Annotated in this window: 19 protein-coding genes; 9 read left to right on the forward strand and 10 right to left on the reverse strand. The window is 72.7% G+C overall.

Going from position 1 to position 26,107, the window contains the following annotated elements; translation table 11 throughout:
* Positions 1-165: 165 nt before the first annotated feature.
* Entirely contained in the window at positions 166-4,371 is a 4,206-nt protein-coding gene (locus tag AC1DWH_RS03365) for an nSTAND1 domain-containing NTPase (protein WP_477092468.1), read from the forward strand.
* Between the two features lie 126 nt (positions 4,372-4,497).
* Here AC1DWH_RS03365 and AC1DWH_RS03370 read toward each other — a convergent pair whose 3' ends face one another.
* The 5 genes from AC1DWH_RS03370 to AC1DWH_RS03390 form a co-directional block, all read right to left on the reverse strand.
* The gene (locus tag AC1DWH_RS03370; RefSeq protein WP_477092469.1) at positions 4,498-6,021 is read right to left on the reverse strand and encodes a Ppx/GppA phosphatase family protein; all 1,524 of its coding nucleotides are present in this window, start codon (positions 6,019-6,021) and stop codon (positions 4,498-4,500) included.
* Positions 6,008-6,799, reverse strand: a complete 792-nt coding sequence (locus AC1DWH_RS03375; RefSeq protein ID WP_477092470.1) for a CYTH domain-containing protein — start codon at positions 6,797-6,799, stop codon at positions 6,008-6,010. The genes AC1DWH_RS03370 and AC1DWH_RS03375 overlap by 14 nt, the downstream gene beginning before the upstream one ends.
* A gap of 120 nt (positions 6,800-6,919) precedes the next feature.
* Entirely contained in the window at positions 6,920-7,087 is a 168-nt protein-coding gene (locus AC1DWH_RS03380; RefSeq protein ID WP_477092471.1) for a hypothetical protein, read from the reverse strand.
* 104 nt (positions 7,088-7,191) lie between these two features.
* Positions 7,192-8,175 (reverse strand): hypothetical protein, encoded by a 984-nt coding sequence (locus tag AC1DWH_RS03385; RefSeq protein ID WP_477092472.1) that lies wholly within the window; start codon positions 8,173-8,175, stop codon positions 7,192-7,194.
* A 66-nt stretch (positions 8,176-8,241) separates the two neighbouring features.
* A complete protein-coding gene (locus tag AC1DWH_RS03390) occupies positions 8,242-8,805 on the reverse strand; it encodes a YqgE/AlgH family protein (protein ID WP_477092473.1) in 564 nt (187 codons plus the stop codon).
* A 135-nt stretch (positions 8,806-8,940) separates the two neighbouring features.
* Here AC1DWH_RS03390 and AC1DWH_RS03395 point away from each other — a divergent pair, with 135 nt between their 5' ends.
* Positions 8,941-10,797, forward strand: coding sequence for a carboxypeptidase-like regulatory domain-containing protein (locus AC1DWH_RS03395; protein ID WP_477092474.1), 1,857 nt, complete (start codon positions 8,941-8,943; stop codon positions 10,795-10,797).
* A gap of 41 nt (positions 10,798-10,838) precedes the next feature.
* Here the strand turns inward: AC1DWH_RS03395 and AC1DWH_RS03400 are convergent, their stop codons facing one another.
* Complete coding sequence (locus AC1DWH_RS03400; protein ID WP_477092475.1) at positions 10,839-11,384, reverse strand: NUDIX domain-containing protein; 546 nt, start codon at positions 11,382-11,384, stop codon at positions 10,839-10,841.
* A gap of 162 nt (positions 11,385-11,546) precedes the next feature.
* Here AC1DWH_RS03400 and AC1DWH_RS03405 point away from each other — a divergent pair, with 162 nt between their 5' ends.
* The gene (locus AC1DWH_RS03405; protein WP_477092476.1) at positions 11,547-13,100 is read left to right on the forward strand and encodes a DUF4153 domain-containing protein; all 1,554 of its coding nucleotides are present in this window, start codon (positions 11,547-11,549) and stop codon (positions 13,098-13,100) included.
* Positions 13,101-13,107: 7 nt separating this feature from the next.
* Here AC1DWH_RS03405 and AC1DWH_RS03410 read toward each other — a convergent pair whose 3' ends face one another.
* Complete coding sequence (locus tag AC1DWH_RS03410) at positions 13,108-14,838, reverse strand: hypothetical protein (RefSeq protein WP_477092477.1); 1,731 nt, start codon at positions 14,836-14,838, stop codon at positions 13,108-13,110.
* A gap of 207 nt (positions 14,839-15,045) precedes the next feature.
* Here AC1DWH_RS03410 and AC1DWH_RS03415 point away from each other — a divergent pair, with 207 nt between their 5' ends.
* Entirely contained in the window at positions 15,046-16,212 is a 1,167-nt protein-coding gene (locus AC1DWH_RS03415) for an AI-2E family transporter (protein ID WP_456843945.1), read from the forward strand.
* On the opposite strand, the gene AC1DWH_RS03420 is transcribed toward AC1DWH_RS03415, so the two are convergent.
* The gene (locus AC1DWH_RS03420) at positions 16,203-19,253 is read right to left on the reverse strand and encodes a bifunctional [glutamine synthetase] adenylyltransferase/[glutamine synthetase]-adenylyl-L-tyrosine phosphorylase (RefSeq protein ID WP_477092478.1); all 3,051 of its coding nucleotides are present in this window, start codon (positions 19,251-19,253) and stop codon (positions 16,203-16,205) included. The genes AC1DWH_RS03415 and AC1DWH_RS03420 overlap by 10 nt on opposite strands.
* Positions 19,250-20,587, reverse strand: a complete 1,338-nt coding sequence (gene glnA, locus AC1DWH_RS03425; RefSeq protein WP_456843947.1) for a type I glutamate--ammonia ligase — start codon at positions 20,585-20,587, stop codon at positions 19,250-19,252. The genes AC1DWH_RS03420 and glnA overlap by 4 nt, the downstream gene beginning before the upstream one ends.
* Before the next feature lie 141 nt (positions 20,588-20,728).
* On the opposite strand from glnA, the gene AC1DWH_RS03430 reads away from it, so the two are divergent.
* From AC1DWH_RS03430 to AC1DWH_RS03440, 3 genes are read left to right on the forward strand one after another with little or no spacing between them, the layout of a single operon-like run.
* On the forward strand, positions 20,729-22,414 hold the full coding sequence (locus tag AC1DWH_RS03430) for an NAD+ synthase (RefSeq protein WP_477092479.1): 1,686 nt from the start codon (positions 20,729-20,731) through the stop codon (positions 22,412-22,414).
* A 23-nt stretch (positions 22,415-22,437) separates the two neighbouring features.
* Positions 22,438-23,250 (forward strand): 3-methyl-2-oxobutanoate hydroxymethyltransferase, encoded by an 813-nt coding sequence (gene panB, locus AC1DWH_RS03435; protein ID WP_456843949.1) that lies wholly within the window; start codon positions 22,438-22,440, stop codon positions 23,248-23,250.
* Positions 23,247-24,218 carry an endonuclease/exonuclease/phosphatase family protein gene (locus AC1DWH_RS03440; protein WP_477092480.1) on the forward strand — a complete coding sequence of 324 codons (972 nt, stop codon included), beginning with the start codon at positions 23,247-23,249 and terminating at the stop codon, positions 24,216-24,218. The genes panB and AC1DWH_RS03440 overlap by 4 nt, the downstream gene beginning before the upstream one ends.
* Here AC1DWH_RS03440 and AC1DWH_RS03445 read toward each other — a convergent pair.
* On the reverse strand, positions 24,215-24,388 hold the full coding sequence (locus tag AC1DWH_RS03445; RefSeq protein ID WP_456843951.1) for an SPOR domain-containing protein: 174 nt from the start codon (positions 24,386-24,388) through the stop codon (positions 24,215-24,217). The genes AC1DWH_RS03440 and AC1DWH_RS03445 overlap by 4 nt on opposite strands.
* A 70-nt stretch (positions 24,389-24,458) precedes the next feature.
* Here AC1DWH_RS03445 and map point away from each other — a divergent pair, with 70 nt between their 5' ends.
* Both map and ppgK read left to right on the forward strand, forming a co-directional pair.
* On the forward strand, positions 24,459-25,331 hold the full coding sequence (gene map, locus AC1DWH_RS03450) for a type I methionyl aminopeptidase (RefSeq protein ID WP_477092481.1): 873 nt from the start codon (positions 24,459-24,461) through the stop codon (positions 25,329-25,331).
* Positions 25,328-26,104, forward strand: a complete 777-nt coding sequence (gene ppgK, locus AC1DWH_RS03455) for a polyphosphate--glucose phosphotransferase (RefSeq protein WP_456843953.1) — start codon at positions 25,328-25,330, stop codon at positions 26,102-26,104. The genes map and ppgK overlap by 4 nt, the downstream gene beginning before the upstream one ends.
* Positions 26,105-26,107 lie beyond the last annotated feature (3 nt).

Raw genomic sequence — 26,107 nt, forward strand, 5'->3', positions numbered from 1 at the left:
AGGAAGCTGATGCCCTTCTTCATGATGCCCTCCGAGGTGGTAAGCGCCACCGAGTACGGCGCTGGTGACCGTTGTCGTCCACGCCGGTAACACGGCGCCGGGCAGCGGTAACACGGCGGTATCGCGGCCGTTGACCGGCCGGAACCCAGGGCGGACAGTCGGACGGTGGGCATCCAGGTGCTCGGTCCCCTCGCCGTCGGCGGCTCCGACGGCTACGGCCTGCGCGATCGCGTGGTCCTCGAGGTCCTGGTGGTCCGGGCCAACGCGGCGGTCGACACGGAGGTCCTCGCGGACGCTCTCTGGGCGCAGGCTCCGCCTGTCACCTGGCCGAAGGTCGTCCAGGGGTGCATCAGCAGGCTGCGGAAGCAGCTCGGCCCGGACGCGATCGAGACCACCGCCTACGGCGCCTACGTGCTGCGCGTGCACGAGGACCAGATCGACAGCCGGCGGTTCGAGCGCCTGCTGGGCCGGGCGCGCGACCATCTCGCCGACGGGGACCCGGACCGGGCGTCCTACGTGCTCGACGAGGCGCTGTCGCTCTGGCGGGGCCGGGCCCTGGCCGACCTCGACGAGTGGGAGCCCGGCCGCACCGAGGCGGAGCGGCTCGACGGCCTGCGGATGGAAGGCCAGGAGCTGCGGGTCGAGGCCGAGATCGCCGCCGGTCGCGCACGGGCAAGGCTGGACGACGCGCGGGCGCTGGTCAGAGAGGCGCCATTCCGTGAGCGACGGTGGGCGCTGTTCGCCCGGGCGCTCTACCAGTCGGGACGACAGACCGAGGCCTTGGACGTGCTGGGTCGAGCCAAGCGGATGCTGCGCGAGGAACTCGGGCTGGACCCCGGGACGGAGCTGCTGACCCTCGAGGTTGCAATCCTGAGACAAGACCCGGACCTGGATGGTGCGGAGTCGCTGACCACGAGCCTCGTCTGCCCATACCGAGGGCTGCTGCCCTACGAGAGCGAGGACGCGGAGACGTTCTTCGGCCGAGAGGTAGACGTGGAGTCGTGCCTCTCCCGGCTGCGTGAACGCGGGGTGCTCGCGGTGGTCGGTCCGTCGGGGACGGGCAAGTCATCCCTGGTCCGTGCCGGTGTCGTCGCCGGCCTCCGAGCCGAGGGTGTGGCGGTCGTCGTGACGACTCCGGGGAGCCGGCCGCTCGACTCTCTCGCGGCCCTGGCGGCTCGGCCACCGTTCCCGGTGCTCGTTGTCGACCAGGCCGAAGAAGCGGTGACCCTGTGCACTGAGGCGACCGAGCGGACGGCGTACCTCGACCGTCTCGCGGCGTACGACGCTCCGGTGGTACTCGCCCTGCGCGCGGACCGGCTGGGCGAGCTCTCGACGCATCTGGGGTTCGCCCGGCTCGTCGAGAAGGGTCTGTACCTGCTCTCTCCGATGAGCGAGACCAACCTCAGAGCCGCGATCGAGGGTCCGGCCCGGCAGGCGGGGCTGCGCCTCGAGCCCGGACTCGTCGACCTGCTTGCGCGCGAGGTGGAGGGCGAGCCGGGCGCGCTGCCGATCCTGTCGCACGTCCTGCGGCAGACCTGGGAGCGCCGGGAAGGGCCGACGCTCACGGTCGAGGGCTACCGCGCCACCGGCGGTATCCGGGACGCCGTCGCCCAGTCAGCGGAGAACCTCTACAACGGGTTCGACGAGCACCAGCAGGCCCAGGTCCGGGGAATGTTCCTGCGTCTCGTCGCACCCAGCAGCAACGACGGCGCGCCGATCCGCGCACGCGTGCCTCGGGACAGGCTGGCGCTCGACGCGTCTCACGAGCGGCTCATCGACCTCCTGGCTGCAGCCCGCCTGGTCAGCAGCGACGAGGGTGATGTCCAGATCGCCCACGAGGCTCTCGCGCGGGAGTGGCCGCGACTGCGCGGCTGGCTGGAGGACGACATCGAGGGCCAGCGCGTCTTCCGCCACCTCACGGGTGCCGCCGAGGCGTGGGACGTCATGGAGCGCCCCGACAGCGAGCTCTACCGGGGCGTCCGGCTGGCCGCCGCCACCGAGTGGGCCGACCGGCACCACGGGGAGCTGACGGAGACCGAGCAGTCGTTCCTGGACGCGTCAGGGAGGAACGCCGAGCGAGAGCTCCGGGCGAAGGCACGCAGCAACCGTCGGCTGCGGCTCGCGCTCGCGGGCGTCGCCACGTTGCTGGTCGTCGCGCTCGTCGCCGGAATCACCGCGCTCGGTGCGGCCCGCCGGTCCGACGACCAAGCTCGGATCGCCGACTCGCGCCGACTCTCGGCCGAGGCCCTGACCACGACCGAACCCGATCTCGCCGCGCTGCTCGGCGTGCAGGCCGTGCGGCTCGACGACTCCGTCGCGGCACGCTCGGCGCTGCACGACATTCTCGAGCGGACCGGTGACCTGGTCGCCGTCACCCGGGGAGCCGGCAGGTATCTGGACGTCAGCCCCGACGGGCGAACCGTAGCCGTGACCAGCGCATTCGGTACCAGCGAAGCGGGTCAGACGACCTTCGACGCGCAGGACCTGACGAGAACGGGCGCACGGCCGGACCTGCGCACGTTGTCCCTCACGTACTCACCGGACGGCGCGAGCCTCGCCGTTGCGGTCGTCGACCCGGACCCGTCGGGGACCGACGTCGAACTGCCCGACCCGCACCCCGTCCGCATCCTCGACGCGCGGACGCTCGAGGAGAAGGAGACCCTGGGCGGCTTCCCCGAGGGCGCCTGGGTCGATCGGGATGCCCTGGTCTTCAGCGCGGACGGTTCACGGATCGCGGCCGTGACCTGGCGTGACAACTGGACCGACGAGGCCGTGGTCTGGGACGTCGCCCGGCCCGCCGAACCGATCCTGCGCATCGCCATGCCGCAGATCTACGGCCGCGTCCTGCTCAGCCCGGACGGGCGGACTGTCTACGTCATCCAGAGGTACGGCACGGACAGTCTTCGCGCGTTCGACGTCGACTCCGGCAGGCTGCTGCTGGCCAGAACCCCCGAGTACCGGGGCGAACGGGAGGCGGTCATCGCCCTGAGCCCCGACGGCTCGACGCTGGTCCACTCCGACGCCGACGGGGTGGTGGTCCTCGACGCCGCGACGTTCGAGCCGCGGTTCACCCTCGTCGGCGAGTCCGAGGGGGTCAACGCGCTCGAGTTCGGTCCGGACGGCAAGCGGCTCGCGGCGGGCTACACCGACGGGAAGATCGTCGTCTGGGACCTTCCGACCCGTGGTCAGGCGCACGACTTCCTGGGGCACACCAAGGAGGTGACGGACCTCGCCTTCAGCCCCGACGGGGGCACCCTGTACTCCGTCGCACCGGACCAGATGCTCCTCGCGTGGGACCTGGACGGGACAGGCGGGTTCCCGGGGTGGCGTTCGTTCCCGACAGAGCCAGAGGGGATCGACCTCGCGCGCAGCATCCCGTCGCCGGACGGGACAAAGGTCATGTACCAGTCGTACGGCAACGGCCTGGAGGGCCAGTCGATCCAGTTTCGCGACCTGGCCACGGGGGACCTCACCCCGCTCACGGAGGTGAGCTCCGTGGGGCCGGCCCTGTTCGTGTGGAGCCCCGACTCGAGCATGATGCTGTCCGCGGACACCGACCCTGGGACGGGTACGCCCTGGCTGGAGCTGTGGGACCCCGAGACGGGAACGTCGATCCGGCGCAACGACCACGCGCCTGGAAACGCCGTGACCTTCACGCCCGACGGGCAGAAGATCGTCGCGATGAGCGTCGAATCCGTCTGGATGATCGATCCGACGACGCTCGCGGTAGATGAGCAGCCCGTCGCGCTGCCGGCGCTGAACGCCGAGGAGTGGGATGTCCCGGCGCTCAGTCCCGACGGCCGCACCTTGCTGGCGCGTCGATGGAGCGTCAACAAGACGCTCGCGCTGGTGGACCTCGCGACCGGTTCGAGCCGCGACGTCCTGCTCGACGGCTACGCGGACACGGTGGCCTTCTCCCCCGACGGCACCAGGCTCGTCGTCTACTACGGCATCGAGAGCCTGTGGGCCGTGATCGACGTCGCGGCCCTCCGCGCAGGACGACTCGAGTACGTCGTCGACAAGACCCGCTTCCCGAACAACCACGTCTGGGAGATGACCTACAGCGCCGACGGCTCGCAGATCATCACGGCGGGCAATGGCGTGGTGGACCTCTGGGACGCGAGCACGCTCGAGCCGCTGGGCAGCCTCACTGCCGGGAGCCCTGACGACGTCGCGATGGCACGACCGATGAAGGACGGGCACACCATCGTCATCGCTCAGCCGCGGGGAAAGGTGCTCACTTGGGACTCCCGGCCGCAGCACGTGATCGACATCGCCTGCCGCCTCGCAGGCCGGAACCTCACGCAGGCCGAGTGGAACCGGTACGTGGTGAACCGCGACTACGAGCCCACATGCCCCCACGTCGAGTAGCGGCCAGTTCGGCAGCCGGAGCCGTGGCCCGAGGGTCCGCCCGCGACCGCCCGGGTCGCCAAGCCCTGCCGACGTTCCAGGGCGCTGCTCCGCGAGATCATCGACCCCCACGCGTGAAGACCGGCGTCATCTGCTGTTCGCCTCCAGCTCGCCGCGGCCGAACCGTTCGACGATGAGGCCGTGCCGCAGTCCGCGGTCGCTGACGGTCAGACGATCCATGCCGAGCTTGTCCATGACGGTGCGCACGATGCAGGCGCCGGCGAGGATCACCTCCGCGCGCTTGGGCTGCAGCCCGATGATCGACCGGCGTCCCTCGGCGTCCTGGGTCCGGTACAGCTCGATCTGCCGGTCGACCTCGGCGCGCTCGAGGACGGAGCCCTGGACCGCGTCCGCGTCGTACGTCTCGAGGCGCAGCGTGACGGCGGTGAGGTTCGTCATCGCGCCGCCCATGCCCACCAGGACGTCCGGGGTCGACCGGTCGTCGAGCCGTTCCAGGTCGTCGCCGATCGCGGCCAGCGCCGCCTCGAGCGTCTCGCGGGTGACCTGTCCGTCGAGCCCGAAGCGCTCGGTGTAGCGGGCGGCTCCGACGTCGACGCTGAAGCGCTCGTCGACGGCCGTGCCCTGGCCGAAGGTGAACTGGGAGCTGCCCCCACCGGTGTCGAAGACCACGATCGAGCCGTCGGACGCTCCGAGGCCGGCGAGCGCGGCGACGTAGGCCAGCCGGCTCTCCTCCTCGCCGGAGATGACCTCGATGGACACCCCCGTCTCCGCGTGGATGGCCTCCAGGACCTCAGCCCGGTTGCCGGCGATGCGCAGCCCGGCGGTCCCGACGGCGGCGATCTCCCTCACCAGGTGCCTGCGGGCCTCCTCGACCATCCCGCGGATGGCCTGAGCCGTCCGTTCGAGCGCCTCGGGCGAGATGCTGCCGGTCTGCGCGAGGCCCGCGCCGAGCTGGGTCACCTCGGCGCGGTCGACCAGCGTCTCCCACCCGCCGTCCGCGGCCGGCTGGCCGACGTGGAACTTCACGGAGTTGGTGCCGACGTCGATGGTCGCGTAGCGGGGCGGCTCCCCGTCGAACAGCGCACCCATGCCGCGCGGGTAGCTGGTGTTGACCCGGTTGCCCAGTCCGACGGCTCGGACGGCGGCCACGACCGCGTCGAGGTCCTCCGACTCGATCGCGATCGTCCTGGTCGCCCACTCGCCGAGCTCGACCTCGGAGAGCTCGCCGATGCAGCCTTCGACGGTGTACCGGACGCGCCGCTTGTGGACGGGCACCGCGCGCACGCCCGGGTGGGGGTCCACGACCTCGCGGAGGAGCTCCTCGAGGCTGTACGTCTCGCGCGTCAGCTCGGGCACGGGCTCGCGCAGTGCCGCGAAGACGGCGTCGATGTCGCCGCGGCCGAGCGGGAACGCCGCCTTGAGGACCGGTTCCCACCGCTCCAGGCCGGCGGTACCGACCTCGCGGAGCAGCTTGATGTCCATGAGCCCGTCGCGCACCTTGACGGTGTCGCCGCCCACCGACAGGAGGTAGAGCTCGTCGCTCTCCTTGCTCCCCGTCGGTGTCAGGCGGGCCAGGTAGTCCTCCGCGGGGCCGAACTGGACGCCGAACGTCCGCCACTCCCACCGCGGGATGATCTCAGTGCTCGTCATCGGTCACCGGCTTGGCCTGCAGCTCCGCGGAGAAGAACTCCAGGGCGGTCTTGGTCTTGGTCTGCTGCGCCCCGGTGAGGTCGACGCCCTTGTCGGCGAGGAGCCGCCGCAGCTCGGCGGTGACGCCGAGCGCCTCGCCCGGGAGGCACTTGGTCGACAGCTCCAGGATGCGGGAGCCGTCCGGGTAGAACCACATCTCGGCGACGAGGCTGCGGTGGAACGTCTCCGGCACCACCTTCAGCTTGAGCACGAAGATCGGGCCCAGGACCGCCAGGTCGTCGATCGTCAGACCGTCGGGGGCGTGCTCGGCGAAGAACGCCCGCTGCTCCTTGGAGAACAGCTTGCGCAGCGGCTGCTCACCCGACACCGCGGAGCGCACCGCCGTCGGCGGGAGCTTGCCCTTCAGCGACGCGGAGCACACGTAGCTGCCCGGCACGATGTCGACCTCGACGTTGAAGTTCGGCGACTTGCGGATCTCCCTGGGGAGGTCGGTGGGGACCACGGGCCGCAGCTTCACGACCGAGTCGTTCCCGCGCCCCTGGATCCGCCGCGCTCGCACCACGACACCGGCCTTGCTGAGCCGGAGATCAGGGGTGTCGAAGAAGTACACGTGGCGGATCTGGGCGTCGAGCGGGTCCAGCCCGAGGGTCGCCGTCGTCGATCGATGGGAGATCTCGGGCACCGTCAGCTTGAGCTCGACGCTGTCAGCGCCCTGGATCAGCTCTCGGAGCCGAAGCAGGTCGTCCGACAGCAGTGGCAGGCTCCCCGTCGCAGTCACGTCACTCGCTCTCCGCCCGCGCCGCACGGGGCGCTCCGACACTTCGCAATCTACGCCCGCCGACAGTAAGAAACGGGTCCTGACGTGGCCCGATACGCCCGTGTCATGCCGGCCCGCCGCTCAACCCTCGGGCGTCGCCCATCCCAGGTCGTCGCAGGTCTCGAGGAACTCCGCCGACGCCTTCCGGCGAGCCTCCGCGTCTCCGGTCGCGGCGGCCTCGAGGGAGCCGATCGCGGCCTCGAGACCGTGCTCGTCGCTCCGACCGGCGTGCTCGCGGGCCGTCGCCACGGCGGCCGGGTACGCCGTCGTCCTCCTGGCCGCTGATCACCCACACGAAGACGTCGTGACACGCGTCGGGCACGAGGGCGAGACAGCCGCGGCCGCGGCGGCCGTCACGCACGGCGACGCTCGGCTGCGTCGCGGGAGAACTGCCAGCCCTCCGGAGCCGGGGGCCAGCTCGGGTCGGGTTCCCACCCCGGCGGGGGTGTCCATCCGGGCGGCGGTGGGGGCCACCCCGGCGGCGCCACGAACACCGGTCGTCGCCGCGGGGTTGCGGCGAAGACGACCAGCATCACGAACGATGCCGGCGCGACGAGCACGACCGCCAACGTGGCCAGCGAGGCGGCCTGGATCCAGGTGTCCGACGCCACGCCCGCGACGCCGAGGTTGTTCGGCAGGACCGCACCGGCCCGGAGCACGACCAGCACGGAGACGGCCAGCGCACCGGCGGCCAGGATCACCGCGCGGGCGCGACGGCGCCGACGGACGTACGTGACGACGGACCAGACGAGCAGCGCGAGGGCCAGCCCGGTCAGCAGCACCGCCATGACCCCGAGCCAGGGTGCGGGCGACATCACGAGCTCGCCGTACGGCGCCGTCGTTCCGTCGGTGATCCCCCACCATGCCCACGTGGACTCGTCCTCCCCACGGGACGGGGTCCACGACGAGGTCAGCGGTACCCGGGGCGAGTCGATGGAGACGTCGACGACGTCCACGCCGTCCGGGCCGTCGGCCAGCAGCCACGTCACGGCATCGCGGGTGTCGAGCGAGACCTGGGGCTGCGGCCCTGGCTGGTACAGGTCCTGCGCGTCCACGACGACGAACGGGTACCCGCCACCGTTGGGGTCGACGCGGACCGTGCGCGACGACGCCGACGGGAACAGGCGTGTGCCGACCTCGTCGCCCCAGGCGCGCAGCTGCGCGTCGCTGCGGACGGTGGTGTCGTCGAGGTACAGCTCCGCCGTACCGGAGCCGTCGGCGTTGACGACGACGTCGAGCTCGGCCCCGTTCGTCTCGCCGGACGGCATGGCGGGGTCGCACGCCGACAGCGCCAGCGCCACGACCGTGGCCAGGGCGGCGGCAACCCATCGCTTCACGCTCGCACTGTGCCAGCCCGCGACCCGTGGCGGACTCCCGAGCCGACGATGTTGCGATTCTGTGACTCAGTTCAGCGACGCGTCCTCGGCGAACGTCGAGACGATCGCCAGGTCGCCGCCCTGCCGTCGCAGCACCCGCCGCCACAGCTGCTCGGGCTCCGGTGTGAGCAGGTCGTCGGGCAGCGCGTCGAGCAGGTACCACGAGCGCTCGGCGAGCTCGCCCTCGAGCTGCTCGTCCCCCCAGCCCGCGTAGCCGGCGAACACACGGACCCCCACGACGTGCGGCTCGATCTCCTCCGGCGCCGCATCCAGGTCGACCAGCCCGAACGGGCCCGTCAGCGTGTCGACGCCGGGCGACCCGCCGGCACTCCCCGCCAGGACGGCCACCCCCATCGCCGTGTCGGGACCGACGGGTCCGCCGACGAACAGCCGCGCCGGGTCGGTGACGTGAGCGTGCCACTCGGGCAGGACCGCGCCGACGTCCACCGGCGACGGGCGGTTGAGCACGACCCCGAGCGCACCGTTGGCGCCGTGGTCGAGCAGCAGGATGACGGTCCGGTGGAACGCGGGCTCGCGCAACGCAGGGGCGGCGACCAGGAGGTGGCCTCGCAGCTCCGGGCGGTCCGACATGTCCCCATCATCGCCGAGACTTCCCGCAGCGCCCGGGTGATCCGCCCCGCGCCCCGTATCTCCCCCTCGGCGCACCCCTCCTGATGAGCAGGCGGGCACACCGACGTGCCGGCCACTCATCAGGGGGTGGGCACGGTGGCATACGAGATTCGCGGGTCCTTGTGGGGCACGCTGTGTCACGACGTCCGGGAGCCGCTCGCGGGCCTCGAGCTGCGGGCGTACCGGTCGACGGGTGATCGGGCCACGGAGCAGGCGGTCGCGGCCGAGAAGGAGACGTTCCGCGAGGTGGCCGAGGGCGAGCGCACGGGTGCGCCGCTCGCGGTGGCCCGCATCGAGGAGTCGGGGAAGTACGTCCTGACGATCGACGACGTGGTGTACGACGGCGGCGCCCTCGACCTCGACCTGTTCGTCGGCACACCGCCGCGCCCGAGGCACGAGCCGGGCGCGAAGGCCCGACAGCTCGCGGTCACGACGCTCCAGCCGCGGTGGCGGCAGCGGGAGGACGCGTACCTCGCGGTGTGGGAGTACGCGATCCCGAACCGCTTCTGGTGCCACATCCTGGCGCTCTTCGGCATCTGGACCATCAGCGGCCGGATCACCACGTGCGACGACCACACGCCGATCCCGGGCGCGGTCGTCACGGCCTTCGACGCCGACTGGCTGCAGGACGACGCCCTCGGCACGGCCACGACCGACGGGTCCGGCCACTACGTCCTCACCTACCTCGCGTCCGACTTCCGCCGCACGCCGTTCTCTCCGTTCATCAACGTCGAGCTGACCGAAGGCCCCGACGTCTACGTCACGGTCACGCTCGGCGGGCAGCCGATCGTCACGGAGACCCAGTCGGACGGGCGCAGGACGGGCCGGCAGAACGTCGGGCACTGCTTCTGCCTCGACCTCTGCACGGACAAGGTCATCGGCGACCCGGAGACGACGCCGCACTGGCAGCAGGTCGAGGTGTTCGACATCCACCCCGGGAACGGGCTGCCGGGCTCCACGTTCGACTCTCTCGGCTACGCCGACCCGGCCGGCGGCGCGTACGTCTTCGGCGGCTCCGTGCGGCTGCGCGGCAACTGCCCGCTCACCGACGTCGGCACCGGGCACGCGCTGAAGTACCGGTTCCTCGTCGGCGAGTACACGTGGACGGGCGGCACGGAGGACCCGACCAACCCGCCGACGGTCGCCCCCGCCACGCTCACGCCGGTGACGACGCAGGTCACGGGCACGCACGTCGGCTACCTGTTCTACACGGACGGCAACGGCGCCACGCAGTCCGCCCCGGTCGTCGTCACCGCGGCCGACGTCGCACCCGACGGCTTCGTCACGGTCGACGGCCTGCAGGTGACCGTGCCGATGTACAACCCGCCGGGCTCGACCGCCGTGATCCCCGTCGACCCGTCGCACTTCCTGCGGACGTTCGACCTGCTGAACCTGAACACGGCGGCGTTCACGGCCCTGCACCCGCCGAAGAAGCCGGGCGGGCTGCCGAAGGCCCAGGCCGGCGAGACGCTCCCGGTCAACGAGCGGGAGCCGGTGCGGCGGTACCAGGTGCGGTTCGAGGTCCGCGACGCCAGCAACGACAACCCGCTGTTCGCCGACCAGCTCGACGCGATCATCTTCGACAACTCGGCGGTCGTCGCCACCCTGGACCTCGAGGAGCTCCGCCTCAACGGCTGCAACCCGCTGTCCGGCGCGACGACGATCCACCTGCTGCACACGGTCGACCACCCGCACCTGTCGAGCTTCTCGGTCTCGATCGCCAACAACGGCGGCACGGTGCACGCACCGCCGCAGACACCGTCGGGGGCCTTCACGACGGGGGCCTACTCGTTCCGGGGCGGGGCGTCCGGCCCGCACAACGGCACGAACACGGGCGGCATCCCGATCGACGTCTCCGCCGACCCGGCTTGCGCCTACTCGGTGAACCTCGGGTGGGTCACGCGCCGGTACGGCGACACGGGTCAGTCGCTCCAGCGGCTGTACTGCCACTGACCGCCGGCACGGAGGGCGTCGGATGACGCCCTCCGTGCCCGTCAGGAGACCCGGCCCAGAGCGATCGCCGCGTACATCAGCGCCGCCACGGTCTCGCCGTCGGTGATGGTCCCGTCGGCCACCAGCCCCAGGACCTCGGACCACGGCACGCTCCGCACGGCGGTGATGCCCTCCTCCGCCTGCTCCGTCGGCTCGTCGGCCGGGCTCAGCCCGCGGGCGAGGAAGACGTGCTCGGGGGCGCGGGCGATCCCGTTGAGCGCGAACATCGACCCCAGCAGCTCCCAGCGCGCCGCGACCAGCCCGGTCTCCTCGCGCAGCTCCCGGCGCGCCGCGAGCACCGGGTCCTGCCCGTCGGAACCGCCGGCGGGCACCTCGAGCGAGAGCTCGCCGGTCGCGTACCGCGCCACCTCGACGAGCACGACCTCGTCGTCGTCGGTGAGGGGGACGACGAAGACGGCATCGTGCCGGACCTCGACGACGCCGTAGATCCCCGGGGTGCCGTCCGGGCGGTCGACCTGGTCCTCGCGGACCCGGATCCAGGGGTTCTCGTAGACGGTCGTCGTGCTGCGGGTGTGCCACGGGCTCATGGCGACCACCCTGGCAGAGCACCGGTCGCGGTCGCGTACGGCCGCCTGTGTGCGGGCTGGGCAGCAGTTGTGCGCGGATCGTCGGCCGCTGCACACAACGTGCACGAGACCCCCGCCGCAAGTCTCTGACGTGCAGGGACGCCGATCCTTAGCGTGGCGCTCATGAGCGACTCCGGTGCACCGACGCCCCCGTCCACCCCCTCCCGTCCCGCTCTCCCCGGCCCGCCGCCCTCCTGGGTGGCGGGCCGTCCTGTGGCGGTCCCCCGCGAGCCCGGCCGGCTCGCCCGGGTGCTCGTCCCGTTCTGGGCGGAGCGTCGACGACCGATCGCCACCCGCACGATCGTCCTGTGCGTGACGGCCGGGGTGCTCGGCGGTGCGCTGCTCGTCGGTCACCGGCCGGGCCTGGGTGCGGCCCTCGTCGGCCTGCTGGTCTGGGTGGCCGCCGCACCCGCCCTCGTGCGCCGACGGGACGTCGACGACCTCGCGACGGCCGTGCTGTCGATCGGGCTGCTCGCCGTGGTCGCGTTCCGGGACGCCGGGTGGGTGGTCGTGCTGTGCGCGCTGGTGGCCGCGTGGGCCGGGGTGGTCGCGGTGACGTCGTCGAGGTCCGCACCGGCCGCCGTGCTCGCCCCGCTCAGCTGGGCGGCCGGTGCGGTCCGCGCGCTGCCGTGGGTGGCCAAGGGCATCGAGACGCGGCTCGGCGAGCGCCGCGGGCAGCTGCTGGTGGCGCTGCGCAGTGTGGCGATCACCGTCGGGCTGCTGCTCGTGTTCGGGCTGCTGTTCGCCAGCGCGGACCGCGTCTTCGCCAGCTACCTGCCGCACGTCCAGGCCGACCTGCTCCCCGGCCAGGCCGTCGTCGGCCTCCTGGTCGCGCTCGTCGCGGCGAGCCTGGCGCACCTCGCGATCGCCCCGCCCAGCTGGTCCGACGCACGCCTCCCCGAGAAGGCGCCCGCGCGGCGAGCCGAGTGGCTCCTGCCGGTGGTGGCCCTCGACGCGATGGTGCTGGCGTTCGTCGCCGTGCAGGTGGGTGCGCTGCTCGGTGGGCACCGCCACGTGCTGGAGACGGCCGGCCTCACCTACGCGCAGTACGCCCGCGAGGGCTTCGCGCAGCTGGTCGTCGTCACCGCGCTGACGCTCGTCGTCGTGGCTGTCGCCGCCCGGCGCGCACCGCGGCAGACCCCGCGGGACCGCGTCCTGTCCCGGATCGCCCTCGGGGTGCTCTGCCTGGGCACGCTCGGGGTGGTGGCCTCGGCCCTGCGCCGGATGGACCTGTACGTCGACGCGTTCGGCCTGACCCGCCTGCGCGTGTTCGTCGCGGTCGTCGAGGTGACGCTCGCGGCGGTGTTCCTGATGGTGATGGCCGCGGGCGTGCGGTGGCGCGGCCGGTGGCTCCCGCGCGCGGTCGTGCAGGTGGTCGCGGTCGCGATGCTGGGCCTCGCGCTGGTGAACCCCGACGCCCAGATCGTCCGGCACAACACGACCGCGGACCTCGTCAACGGCGTCGACGTCGGGTACCTGGCCGGACTGTCCGCCGACGCCGTGCCGGCGGTCGACCGGATCGAGGGCGATCCCGTCCTGCGCCGGTGCCTGCTCGGCTCGGCCGACGTCACCGCGGCGACCGGCCTGGCCGACTGGAACCTCGGCCGGCAGCGCGCAGCGCAGGTGCTGGCCGACGCAGACGTCCGGCAGACCTTCCCGTGCGGCAGCGGGCGGTGACCCGCCCTCACACCAGGACGGGCGGTTCCTCCTCGACCTCGGCCTCGACCTCGGCGGTGCTGCGCGGACGGGCCGCCAGCGTCGCCAGACCGAGGACCACGAGCGCGATCACGAAGACCGTGATCACGTACGCGGGCGTGAGCATGTCGGCCAGCACGAGCGCGAGAGCGGCCAGCGCGATCACGACGACCCGCACGAGCGTGCGCTGCTCGTCGAGCCAGACGCCCACCGGCCCGGTGGAGATGCCCCGACGGTCGCCCGCGTTCCGCAACCAGCTCGAGGCCTGCGACGACGACGCGCGCAGCTGGCGGGCCGCCGTCGTGCCGCCGGCCGCGAACGCGATGATCGCGACGAGGAGGCCGAGGACCAGTCCGACGCGCAGCTCGACGCGCAGCAGCGAGATGACCTGGTCGTAGATGGACACCGCGGTGTCGACCCGTTGCACGGTGGGCGGCAAGGAGTTCGCGTACAGCGAGCGACCGATGGTCAGCGCCGCGCCGAGCAGCACCATCGCCCCGGCCAGCGAGAGGCCGGCGACGACCAGGGCGCGGGACCGGCGCTGCGCCAGGAGCACGCCGGCGCCGAGCAGGGCCAGGGACAGGTACGGCAGGATCCCGCCGACGATGTCGATCAGCCGGTAGGCGTTCTGCAGCCGCACCAGGTCGGCGCTGGACGCGATCGGGAACGTCACCTTGATGTCCGGGATGCGGCTCACCAGCCCGAACCCGGCGTCCTCCAGCGACGTCTTGACCTGCTCGATGATCGGCGTGATGTCGAGGGTGAGCACCCCGCTGTCGCTGATGCTGGCGAGCGCGTCCGGGTCCCCGCGCAGCGTGGCGACGATCTGCTCGTGCGCCACCTTGTTCGCCTGCTCCCAGGTGTTCGAGAACGCGTCGGAGCTCACCACCTTGGTGACCTGCTTGTGGATGAAGTTGGTGATGGCGTCCTGGAGCGGCGCCTGGAGCGACTGGACGGCGGTCGAGATGAGCGGCGGCAGGTTCAGGTTCGCCACGGCATCGGTCGCCTGCGTGGTCAGCTCCGGGACGTTCAGCGCGTCGACCACCGCCGTGGTGACCCGGTTGGTCACCGCCGACTGGACCAGCGGGTCGTCGGCGATCGGTGCCACCGTGTTGACGTACCGGTCGGTGTCGACCACGAGGCCCCGCGCCCAGCTGCCGACCACCGCGATCGGCGCGAGCAGGGCGCCGATGAGGATGAGGATCACCGCACCCGTCGACCGGCCCCACTTGCGGCGCGGGCGCGGCGGCGGCTGCATCACGACGACCTGCGGGGTCGCGGACGCCGAGCGCAGGCGCGCGTTCTCGGTCTCCAGCAGCTGGAGGCGTGCGAGCAGGACCGCCGTCTCGTCGGCGGCAGTCGACGCGGGGACCTCGACGTCCAGGGTGTCGGGGAGCTCCGAGGTGTCGAGCGGGAGCGTGTCGTTCTCCGCCGGGCTCGCCGCGTCGTCGGCGGCGGCCTCGACGGACGGCGTCTCCTCGTCCGCGGTCGCCGCCTCCGACGTCGCCTCGGCCGCGGTCGTCTCCTCCGCAGTCGCGTCCTCCGGGGTCGCCTCCGCCGGGGTCGCCTCGTCCGGCGTCACGTACGGCGAGGTCGTGTCGGGGGTCTCCGGCGTCTCGTCCACGGCCTGCGCGTCCGCCGCCCCAGGGTCCGGCGCCGCGGCCGGCGGCTCGGCAGGAGCCCGCCGGGGCTTGCGGGGCGACGGATTGTTCTCGACCACGGGATACCCCCATATGTCCGGATTCACGACGACCACCCGAGCATGTCAGTTCCGCAGGTCAGAGCGCGACACCGACCGCCGGGCGAAGTGTCCGAGTTGCGCGACGGACCGCGCCGGACCGCGAGAAGGCACTGCCCGGCCGGTACCGTGCGACTCGAGCCGAACGTCGCACGCGAGCCCGCTCGCCCACCCTTCCGGGGGACCCTGATGCCGAAACGAACCGTCGCCGGTCCGGTCGTCCTGGCCACCGGCGACCCGCGCAAGCCGCCTCAGTGGCTGCCGCGCGCCCTGCTCATGGCGGCCGTCGCGGTCTTCCTCGGCCTCTTCGCGTGGAAGGCGCTGGCCCAGCTGGGCAACGTCATCTTCATCATCGTCATCTCGTGGTTCCTGTCGCTCGCCATGGAACCGCTGATCCGCTGGCTGGTGGCGCGCGGGCTGCGGCGCACGCGGGCCACCGGCGTCGTCATGTCGGTGTCGCTGCTGGCCATCCTGGCCGTGATCGCGCTGTTCGGGGGCCTCTTCATCACGCAGCTCGTCGAGCTGGTGCAGTCCCTGCCCGAGTACTACGCGCAGTTCGCCGACTGGGTGACGACGACCTTCGCGGTCGACATGCCCGAGGCCGACGACCTGCTGATCAACCTCAGCGCGCACTGGCAGGAGCTCGCTCCGGGGCTCATCGGGCTCGGCTCGTCGATCGTCGGCGGCCTGTTCACCGCGAGCTCCGTGCTGCTCGTCGTCTACTACATGGCGAGCGCCGGACCTCGGCTGCGCGCGGCGATCTGCCGGATGCTGGCCCCGGCCCGGCAGCGCGAGGTGCTGCGGCTGTGGGAGGTCTCGCAGGAGAAGGTCGCGGACTTCATCAACTCGCGGATCGTGCTCGCCGCGCTGTCGACGGCGTTCACGTTCCTCTTCCTGAGCCTGCTGCACATCCCCTACGCGCTCCCGCTGGCCGCGTTCACCGGGGTGGTCTCGCAGTTCGTGCCGACGATCGGCACGTACATCGGCGGTGCGCTCCCGGTGGCCGTCGCCCTCGCGATCGACCCGGTCAAGGGGCTCCTGGTGCTCGCGTTCATCATCGCGTACCAGCAGGTGGAGAACCTCGTGTTCTCCCCCAAGGTGTCCTCGCGGTCGCTCGAGATCAACCCGGCCGTGTCGTTCCTCGGGGTCATCGGGTTCGGCGCGGTGTTCGGGCCCATCGGGGCGTTCCTCGCCCTCCCGGTGGTCGCGACGGTCCAGGCCGTCTCCTCGACCTATATCCGCCGGCACGACCTGATCGACGACGAGCTGCTCAAGGAGGACGAGGCCGCCCTGCGCCGCCAGCGCGGCTGGGTCGAGGTGCCCGAGGAGTCCCCCGGCGAGCCGGATCAGCCGTAGAAGACGCGCTCCACCACGGCGCGCGCGCGCCGGGCCGTGCGCAGGTAGTCCTGCTCGAGCTCGCCCCCGGAGCCCGCCGGGTACCCCACGACCCGGGCCAGCCCGGCCAGCGCCTGCCGGTCGTGCGGCAGCACGTCGGCGTGCGACCCACCGCGGCCGCTCCACAGCACGTTGGCGTCCCGGAGACGGCTCGCCAGCAGCCACGCCTCGCTGAGCACCCGGGCGTCGTCGGCGTCGAGCAGTCCGGCGGCCGCCGCGGCGTCGAGCGCCTCCAGCGTCGCCGTCGTGCGCAGCGCGGGCACCACGTGGGCGTGCTGGAGCTGGAGCAGCTGTGCCGTCCACTCGACGTCCGAGATGCCTCCCCGACCCAGCTTGAGGTGCCGGGCCGGCTCCACCCCGCGCGGCAGCCGCTCGGACTCGACGCGCGCCTTGATCCGGCGCACCTCCCGCTCGGCGGCCGGGTCGACGCCGCCGGCCGGGTACCGCAACGGGTCGATCAGCCGGACGAAGCGCTCCCCCAGCTCGTCGTCGCCCGCGACCGGTCGGGCGCGCAGGAGCGCCTGGCTCTCCCACGTCGACGACCAGCGCTCGTAGTACTCCGCATAGGCGTCGAACGACCGGACCAGCGGACCGTTGCGACCCTCGGGGCGCAGGTTGGCGTCGACCTCGAGCGTCGGCTCGGGTCCGACGGTCCCCAGCAGCGACCGCAGCGACATCGTGACCTGCAGCGCGAACTCCTGCGCCGCGACGGGGTCGGCACCCTCGACCGGGTCGTGCACGAACAGGACGTCGGCGTCGGACGAGTACCCCATCTCCCCGCCGCCCCAGCGGCCCATCGCCACCACCAGCAGCCGGGTGGGGCTCTCGGGCAGGCCGCGCTCCCGGCGCGCCTCCCACTCCGCCACCCGCAGCGCACCGACGAGCACCACGTCGGCGGCCGCGCTCAGGCTGCGGGACGCGCGCTGCCCCGTGACCACGCCGAGGACGTCGGCGGCGGCCGTGCGGGACAGCTCGCGGCGGCGCAGCCCGCGCAGCGCCGTGACCGCGGGCACGGGCTCGTCGGACCGGGTGAGGATCGCGTCGGCCTCGGCGGTCAGGCGCTCGAACGTGCGCGGCACCAGGTCCGCGTCGTCGGCGAGCCACGTGACCGACTCCGGCGAGCGGGCGAGCGCGTCGGCCACGTAGCGGGACGTCGAGAGCACGCGCGCCAGCCGCCGGGCCGCCGTCCCGGAGTCGCGCAACAGCTTGAGGTACCAGTGGGTGGCGCCCAGCTCGTCCGACAGCCGACGGAACGCGAGCAGCCCGCCGTCAGGGTCGGCGCCGTCCGCGAACCAGCCGAGCATCACCGGCAACAGCTGGCGCTGGATCGCCGCGCGGCGGGAGACGCCCTCGGTGAGGGCCGCGATGTGCCGCATGGCGCCGGCGGGGTCGGTGTAGCCGATGGCCGCGAGCCGGGCCTTGGCAGCCTCCGGCGCGAGGCTCGCCTCCTCCGTCGACAGCTGGGCCGTCGCCGGGAGCAGCGGGCGGTAGAACAGCTCCTCGTGCAGCCCCCGGACCTCGCGGCGGGCGGCGCGCCACCGCTCGAGCAGCCCCGCGGCACCATCGGCCCGCATGCCGATCGACCGGGCGAGCCGGCGCAGGTCGGGCTCGGAGGTCGGCATGAGGTGCGTGCGCCGCAGCCGGTGCAGCTGGATGCGGTGCTCGAGCACCCGCAGAAGGCGGTAGCAGACGGCCAGCTGCGCGGCGTGCGACCGGCCGACGTACCCGCCGGCGGCCAGCGCGGCGAGCGCGGTCAGCGTGCTGGGGCTGCGGATCGACTCGTCGGCCCGGCCGTGCACCAGCTGGAGCAGCTGGACGGTGAACTCGACGTCCCGGAGCCCTCCGACGCCCAGCTTGAGCTGCCGGTCGGCCTCCGCGGCGGGCACGTGGCTCTCCACCCGTCGACGCATCGCCTGCGAGTCCTCGACGAAGTGCTCGCGCGTCACGGCGCTCCACACGAACGGCTGCGTCATCTCGACGTACTCGGCCCCGAGGGCCTGGTCGCCCGCGAGCGGGCGCGCCTTGAGCAGCGCCTGGAACTCCCAGGTCTTGGCCCAGCGCTCGTAGTACGCCTTGTGGCTGGCCATCGTGCGGACCAGGGGCCCGTCCTTGCCCTCGGGCCGCAGGGCGGCGTCGACCGGCCACAGCGCGGGCTCGGCCGACGGGGTCGAGCACGCCCGCGCCAGGCCGGCCGCCAGGCGAGAGCCTGCAGCGAGGGCCTCGGCCTCGTCGACGCCGTCGACGGGCTCGGCGACGTAGATGACGTCGACGTCGCTCACGTAGTTGAGCTCGCGGCCGCCGCCCTTGCCCATGCCGATGACCGCCAGCCGGACCCCCCGACCGTGGTCGTCCAGGTCCGCCCGGGCCAGGGCGAGGGCCGCCTCGAGGGCCGCGCCGGCGAGGTCCGCCAGGGCTGCCGCGACGCCGGGCAGCCGGCTCAACGGCTCCGAGCTGGTCAGGTCGGTCGCGGCGATCCGCAACAGGCGGGACCGGTAGGCCAGCCGCATCGCGTCCGTTCCGGCGGCGCCGACGATCGTCGCGACCGGCACGTCGGCCTCCACGTCGGCACCGACGGCCGCCAGCAGCTCCGCACGCACCGCGGCGACCGGCACGCCCGTGCCCGCGGTGTCGTCGAGGATCACCCGGAGGTTCTCCGGGTGCGCCACGAGCGTGTCGCCGAGCGCCACCGACGCCCCGACCACCGCGAGCAGCCGCGCCCGCGGCGGGCCGTCCTCCTCGAGGATGCCGCGCAGGACACCGAGCAGCTCGGGGCTGCCGACGACGGCACCCGCGAGCTTCGCGAGCGCGAGCAACGCCTGGTCGGGGTCCGCCACCTCGGCCAGCGGCGCGATCAGCAGCTCGGTCGGAGCCTCGACGACCCGCAGCAGCGCCGGGTCGGCCAGGAGCTTCTCGGCCCGGGCGGCGTCCGAGACCCCGACGCGGGTGAGCCGGCCGGCCAGCGACGTCCCGCGACCGGCCGTGCGGCCCTCCGGAACGCTCACAGGACCGGCAGGAACCGCCGGAGCTCGTACGGCGTCACCTGAGCGCGGTAGGCCTCCCACTCCTGGCGCTTGTTGCGCAGGAAGTAGTCGAACACGTGCTCGCCGAGCGTCTCAGCGACGAGCTCCGAGCGCTCCATGATCGAGATCGCGGCCTCGAGCGACGACGGCAGCGGCTCGATGCCCAGCGCGCGACGCTCCGCGTCGGTCAGCTCCCACACGTCGTCCTCGGCACCCTCGGGCAGCTCGTAGCCCTCCTCGACGCCCTTGAGGCCGGCGGTCAGCAGCAGCGCGAACGCGAGGTACGGGTTGGTGGCGGAGTCGATCGCGCGGTACTCGATCCGGCTCGAGTTCCCCTTGCCGGGCTTGTACATGGGCACGCGCACGAGGGCCGACCGGTTGTTGTGGCCCCAGCAGACGTAGCTCGGCGCCTCGGCGCCGCCCCACAGCCGCTTGTACGAGTTCACGAACTGGTTGGTCACGGCAGTGATCTCGGGGGCGTGCTTCAGCAGGCCCGCGATGAACGAGCGCGCGGTCTTGGAGAGCTCCAGGTGCCCGCCCGCCTCGTGGAACGCGTTGCGGTCGCCCTGGAACAGCGACAGGTGCGTGTGCATGCCCGAGCCGGGCTGGTCGGCCAGCGGCTTGGGCATGAAGCTGGCGAAGACGCCCTGCTCGAGCGCGACCTCCTTGACCACGGTGCGGAACGTCATGATGTTGTCCGCGGTGGTCAGGGCGTCGGCGTAGCGCAGGTCGATCTCGTTCTGGCCCGGACCGGCCTCGTGGTGGGAGAACTCCACCGAGATGCCCATCGACTCGAGCATCGTGATCGCGGCGCGGCGGAAGTCGTGGGCGGTGCCGCGCGGCACGTGGTCGAAGTAGCCGCCCTGGTCGACCGGCACCAGCGGCTGGGTCGGGTCCGCGGGGGCGTCGAACAGGTAGAACTCGACCTCGGGGTGCGTGTAGAAGGTGAACCCCTGGTCGGCGGCCTTGGACAGCGCGCGCTTGAGCACGTTGCGCGAGTCCGCCAGCGACGGCTCCCCGTCGGGCGTCAGCAGGTCGCAGAACATGCGGGCCGTGCCGTGCCGCTCGCCCCGCCACGGCAGGACCTGGAACGTCGACGGGTCGGGCTTGGCGATCATGTCCGCCTCGTACACCCGCGTCAGGCCCTCGATCGCGCTGCCGTCGAAGCCGATCCCCTCGGAGAAGGCGGCCTCCAGCTCGGCCGGGGCGACCGCCACCGACTTCAGGATCCCGAGCACGTCGGTGAACCAGAGACGGATGAAGCGGATGTCCCGCTCCTCGACCGTGCGGAGCACGAACTCCTGCTGCCTGTCCATGCGGTACATCCTGCCTGATGAACGGCGTCGCCGAGGGTCACTGACCGAGGTGCGTCGGCGCCGGCTTTGCGCACGCGCGCACCGGCCCGTTCCCGCAGGCGGGCGCGCTGACACATCGGAGCGATGGTTAGGCTCGACCCCATGCCTCACCCCCGCATCGCGCTCGCGCAGATCGACACGCGCGTGGGCGACGTCGACGCGAACGCCCTGGCCGTCCTGGACTGGGCCCGCACCGCCGCGCACGCCGGCGCGGACCTGGTCGTGTTCCCCGAGATGACCCTGACGGGCTACCCGATCGAGGACCTCGCGCTGCGGGCGTCGTTCCGGCGGGGCGCCGAGGCCGCGCTGCAGAGGACGGCCGCCGCGCTGGCCGACGAGGGTCTCGGGGAGCTCGCCGTCCTGGTCGGCACCGTCGGGGAGCGGTCGGTCACCCCGGTGCACGAGCCCGGTGCGCCCGAGGGGCCGCGGCGGCCCACCAACCAGGCGGTCCTCCTGCAGCACGGCCAGGTGCAGGTGCGGTACGACAAGCACCACCTGCCCAACTACGGCGTGTTCGACGAGTACCGGATCTTCGCGGCCGGCGACGACGTCTGCGTGATCGACGTCCAGGGCCGCCGGGTCGGGGTGGTGATCTGCGAGGACATCTGGCAGGACGGCGGCCCGGTCTCGCAGATGGACGAGAACGAGGTCTCGTTGCTCGTCGTGCTCAACGCCTCTCCCTACGAGGAGGGCAAGGGCTACCAGCGGGTCGAGCTGGCGGCCCGGCGGGCGCACGAGGTCGAGGCGCCCGTCGCCTACGTCAACCTCGTCGGCGCGCAGGACGACCTCGTCTTCGACGGCGGGTCGTTCGTCATCGCCCCCGACGGCACGGTCCTGACCCGCGCGCCGCAGTTCGAGGAGCACCTGCTGGTCTGGGACCTGGTGGCCGACGACGACGCCCCGGCGACCGGCCCGGTCGCGCAGCCGCTGGCGCCCGACGAGGAGGTCTACCGCGCGCTGGTCACCGGGCTGCGCGGGTACGTGACCAAGAACGGGTTCCGCTCGGTGGTCTTCGGGATGTCGGGCGGCATCGACTCCGCGCTGGTGGCGGCCATCGCCGCCGACGCCATCGGGGGCGAGAACGTGGTCGGCATCTCGATGCCGTCGGTCTACTCCTCGGAGCACAGCCTGGACGACGCCGCGGACCTGGCCAAACGGATCGGCGCCGACTACCGCGTGCAGCCGATCAAGCCCATGGTCGACGCGTTCGAGGGCTCCATGGCGCTCGACGGGCTGGCGGCCGAGAACCTGCAGGCGCGCATCCGGGGCGTCATCCTGATGGCGCTGTCCAACTCCGAGGGCCACCTCGTGCTGGCGCCGGGCAACAAGACCGAGCTGGCGGTGGGCTACTCGACGATCTACGGCGACGCCGTCGGCGGGTTCGCGCCCATCAAGGACATCGACAAGTCGCGGGTCTGGGCGCTCGCGCGGTGGCGGAACAACGCCGCGCTCGACGGCGTCTTCGGGCCCGACGAGCTGCCCCCCATCCCCGAGTCGTCGATCACCAAGCCGCCGTCCGCGGAGCTGCGGCCCGGTCAGGTCGACCAGGGCTCGCTGCCACCGTACGACCTCCTCGACGAGGTGCTGGACGCCTACGTCGAGAACGCCGAGGGCCGGGCCGAGCTGCTGGCCCGGGGCTTCGACCCCGCGGTCGTCGACAAGGTCCTCGCGCTGGTCGACCGGGCCGAGTGGAAGCGGCGCCAGTACCCGCCGGGCACCAAGGTGACCGCACTCGCGTTCGGCCGCGACCGCCGCCTGCCCATCACCACCCGCTGGCGCGAGCCGTGAGCACCCCGACAGGAGCATCAGCAATGACCCAGAGCCCGAAGCGCGTCCGCGTGCACCACCTGCGCGAGGCCAAGGAGCGCGGCGAGCGGCTGACCATGCTCACGGCCTACGACGCCGTCACCGCGCGGATCTTCGACGAGGCCGGCATCGACATGCTGCTGGTGGGCGACTCGATCGGGAACACGATGCACGGTCACACGACGACCCTGCCGGTCACCGTGGACGACCTGATCCCCCCGGCCCGGGCCGTCGCGGGGGCCGCGAGGCGCGCGTTCGTCGTCGCCGACCTGCCGTTCGGCTCGTACGAGGCGGGACCGGCGCAGGCGCTGGAGACCGCGGTGCGGATGATGAAGGAGACGGGCGTCGCCGCCGTGAAGTTCGAGGGCGGCAAGCGGGTCACCCCGCAGATCAGGGCGCTGACCGACGCCGGCATCCCCGTCGTGGCCCACCTCGGCTACACCCCGCAGTCGGAGAACCTGCTGGGCGGGCCCCGGGTCCAGGGTCGCGGCGACCTCGCGGCGGAGCTGCTCTGCGAGGACGCCGTCGCGATCGCCGAGGCCGGAGCCGTCGCCGTCGTGCTCGAGATGGTGCCCGCCCCCGTGGCCGCGCGCGTCACCGAGATCCTGCACATCCCCACCATCGGCATCGGCGCGGGCTCGCAGTGCGACGGGCAGGTGCTCGTCTGGGTCGACATGGCGGGCATGACCGACTGGTCCCCCCGGTTCGCCAAGCGGTTCGGCGAGGTGGGCGCAGCGCTCAAGGCCGCGGCGTCGGCCTACGCCGACGAGGTGCGCGGCGGCACGTTCCCGGACGCGGACCACCAGTTCGACGCGTGACCGCAGCCGCGCGAGTCCTCGTGTGGGTCGTCGCGGCCGCCGTCCTCGTCGCGCTCGTCGCGCTCGCCGTCCCGGTCGCGTCCGGGGTCTACCTCGTCGCGCAGGTGGTCTCGTTCCGCGCGCTTCTCGCCCTCGGCGCCGCCGGAGCCGCCGCCGCCCTGCTGGTCGTCCCCGCGACCCGGCGCCCGCTCCTGCCGCTCGCGGTCGCGTTCGCGGTCGGGGCCGTCGCGCAGGCGGTGGTGCTCGTCGAGCGGTCCGTGCCGCAGCAGGTCGCCGCGGCCTCGCCGGACGACCAGCTGGTGGTCCTGTCGTTCAACACCCTCGACACCGTGGACGCGTCCGTGCTCGCCCCGCTGGTGCTGGACCACGACGCCGACGTCGTGGTCCTGCCCGAGACGTCGGACTACACGGCCCGGATGACCGCCAAGCGGCTCGCCGCGGCCGGCCACCCGATGCAGCTGCTCACCGCCGAGGGGCACACGTCGTTCATCGCCGGGACCGCCCTGCTCGTGTCCGCCCGGGTGGGCACGTACCCGACCGCGGTCCCCCTGCCGACGAGGCTCGGGACCTTGCGGGCCGACCCGACGGATCCGGCCACCTCGCCCGTGCTCGTCGCGGCCCACCCGATCTCGCCGGTGGGCCGACGCGCGATGCCCGAGTGGCGGGCGGAGACCCGGCTGGTCGCGGACACGTGCGGCGCGACGCCCGGGGTGATCGTGGCGGGCGACCTCAACTCGACTCTCGACCACCCCGGTCTGCGGGACCTCGGCCCGTGCGTCGACGCGGCCCGAGCCGTCGGGGCCGCGGCGCTGGGCACCTGGCCGGCGAGCGCTCCCCGGTTCCTCGCCGCACCCATCGACCACGTCCTCGTGGACGGCCGGGCCTGGCGCGTGGTCGGCTTCCAGGTGCTCCCGCGCACCGGCGGCAGCGACCACCGCCCGATCCTGGCGACGCTGGCGCGGCGCTAGGACTTGTCCTCGTCCTCGGCGTCCCAGTCCTGGTTGCGCTTGCGTGCCTTCTCCAGCGCGTGCGTCGCCTCGTCGCGTGTCGCGTACGGACCCATCAGCTTGGTCCAGTCGCTCTGGCGCCCCTCCTCGACCTCGTGGGTCTCGGTGTTGAACCAGTAGTCGCCTGCCATCGCGCGCTCCCTTCGTCGAGGCACCGGCCCTGACCGGCCACGATGCCCTCCAGTCCGTAGACTGCCAGGTATGTCGACCGTGCACGCGCCACGAGGCGCCCTCGTCCCGGGCACGCAGAGCCCCCGCCGGCCGGTCCCGTCCTCCATCGCCCGGCCCGAGTACGTCGGTCGGCCCGGCCCCGCGCACTGGTCGGGCAGCAACGTCCTCGAGCCCGAGATGATCGAGCGGATCCGGGTCGCCGCGCGCATCGCCGCCCAGGCCCTCGAGCTCGTCGGCAGCCACGTCGCGCCGGGCGTCACCACGGACGAGCTCGACGCCATCGGCCACGAGTTCCTGGTCGACCAGGGCGCCTACCCGTCGACGCTCGGCTACCGCGGGTTCCCGAAGTCCCTGTGCACCTCGATCAACGAGGTCATCTGCCACGGCATCCCCGACTCGACCGTGGTCGAGGACGGCGACATCGTGAACATCGACGTCACGGCCTACATCGGCGGCGTGCACGGCGACAACAACGCGACCTTCCTGGCCGGCGACGTCGACGACGAGTCGCGGCTGCTGGTCGAGCGCACGCGTGAGTCGCTGAACCGGGCGATCAAGGCGGTCGTCCCGGGCCGGGAGATCAACGTGGTCGGCCGGGTCATCGAGAAGTACGCGGCGCGGTTCGGGTACGGCGTCGTCCGTGACTACACGGGGCACGGCGTCGGGCCCGCGTTCCACACGGGGCTCGTCGTCCCGCACTACGACGCCGCGCCGGCCTACGACACCCTGATCGAGCCGGGCATGGTGTTCACAATCGAGCCCATGCTCAACCTGGGGACCCCGGACTGGGTCATGTGGGACGACGACTGGACTGTCCTGACGGCCGACGGACGGCGCAGCGCGCAGTTCGAGCACACCCTGCTGGTCACCGACACCGGAGCGGAGATCCTGACCCTGCCATGAGCGACCACAAGCACTCCAAGTCCCCCCAGACCGCGTTCGGCATCGACATCGGCGGGAGCGGCATCAAGGGCGCCCCCGTGTCGCTCCAGGACGGCGAGTTCGCCGCCGACCGGCTTCGCATCCCGACCCCGCAGCCCTCCACGCCCGACGCCGTGGCGGAGACGGTCGCGAAGGTCGTGGACTCGTTCCACCTGGACAAGGACGTGCCGATCGGCGTCACGTTCCCGGCGGTGATCCTGCACGGAGTCGCGCAGTCCGCCGCCAACGTCGACAAGTCCTGGATCGGCACCGACGTCGAGAAGGCCGTGCAGGACACGACAGGACGCCGGGTGCTCGCCGTCAACGACGCCGACGCCGCCGGGTACGCCGAGGTGCTCTACGGCGCGGCCAAGGACGTCGACGGCGTCGTCCTCGTGGTGACGCTGGGCACCGGCATCGGCTCCGCGCTGATCGTCGACGGGCACCTGGTGCCCAACACCGAGCTCGGCCACCTCGAGATCGACGGGTACGACGCCGAGTCGCGGGCCGCCGAGAGCGTGCGCGACCGGGACGGCCTCGACTGGGCGCAGTGGGCCGAGCGCCTGCAGCGGTACTTCACGGTGGTGGAGAACCTCTTCTGGCCCGACCTCATCGTGGTGGGCGGTGGCGTGAGCAAGCACCACTCGGACTTCCTGCCGCTGCTCGACCTGCGCACGACGATCGTGCCGGCGCAGCTGCGCAACGCGGCCGGCATCGTCGGAGCGGCCGCCCTCGCCGCCGAGGCCCGCGGCTGACAC

Source organism: Cellulomonas sp. P2_F12 (genome assembly GCF_056403775.1).

Bases quoted from the DNA above. Each gene is read 5' to 3' on its own strand.
- panB (WP_456843949.1), top strand. From the start codon at position 22,438: ATGACCCAGAGCCCGAAGCGCGTCCGCGTGCACCACCTGCGCGAGGCC.
- AC1DWH_RS03400 (WP_477092475.1), bottom strand. From the start codon at position 11,384: ATGAGCCCGTGGCACACCCGCAGCACGACGACCGTCTACGAGAACCCC.
- ppgK (WP_456843953.1), top strand. From the start codon at position 25,328: ATGAGCGACCACAAGCACTCCAAGTCCCCCCAGACCGCGTTCGGCATC.
- glnA (WP_456843947.1), bottom strand. From the start codon at position 20,587: ATGGACAGGCAGCAGGAGTTCGTGCTCCGCACGGTCGAGGAGCGGGAC.
- AC1DWH_RS03370 (WP_477092469.1), bottom strand. From the start codon at position 6,021: ATGACGAGCACTGAGATCATCCCGCGGTGGGAGTGGCGGACGTTCGGC.
- map (WP_477092481.1), top strand. From the start codon at position 24,459: ATGTCGACCGTGCACGCGCCACGAGGCGCCCTCGTCCCGGGCACGCAG.
- AC1DWH_RS03445 (WP_456843951.1), bottom strand. From the start codon at position 24,388: ATGGCAGGCGACTACTGGTTCAACACCGAGACCCACGAGGTCGAGGAG.
- AC1DWH_RS03405 (WP_477092476.1), top strand. From the start codon at position 11,547: ATGAGCGACTCCGGTGCACCGACGCCCCCGTCCACCCCCTCCCGTCCC.
- AC1DWH_RS03390 (WP_477092473.1), bottom strand. From the start codon at position 8,805: ATGTCGGACCGCCCGGAGCTGCGAGGCCACCTCCTGGTCGCCGCCCCT.
- AC1DWH_RS03415 (WP_456843945.1), top strand. From the start codon at position 15,046: ATGCCGAAACGAACCGTCGCCGGTCCGGTCGTCCTGGCCACCGGCGAC.
- AC1DWH_RS03430 (WP_477092479.1), top strand. From the start codon at position 20,729: ATGCCTCACCCCCGCATCGCGCTCGCGCAGATCGACACGCGCGTGGGC.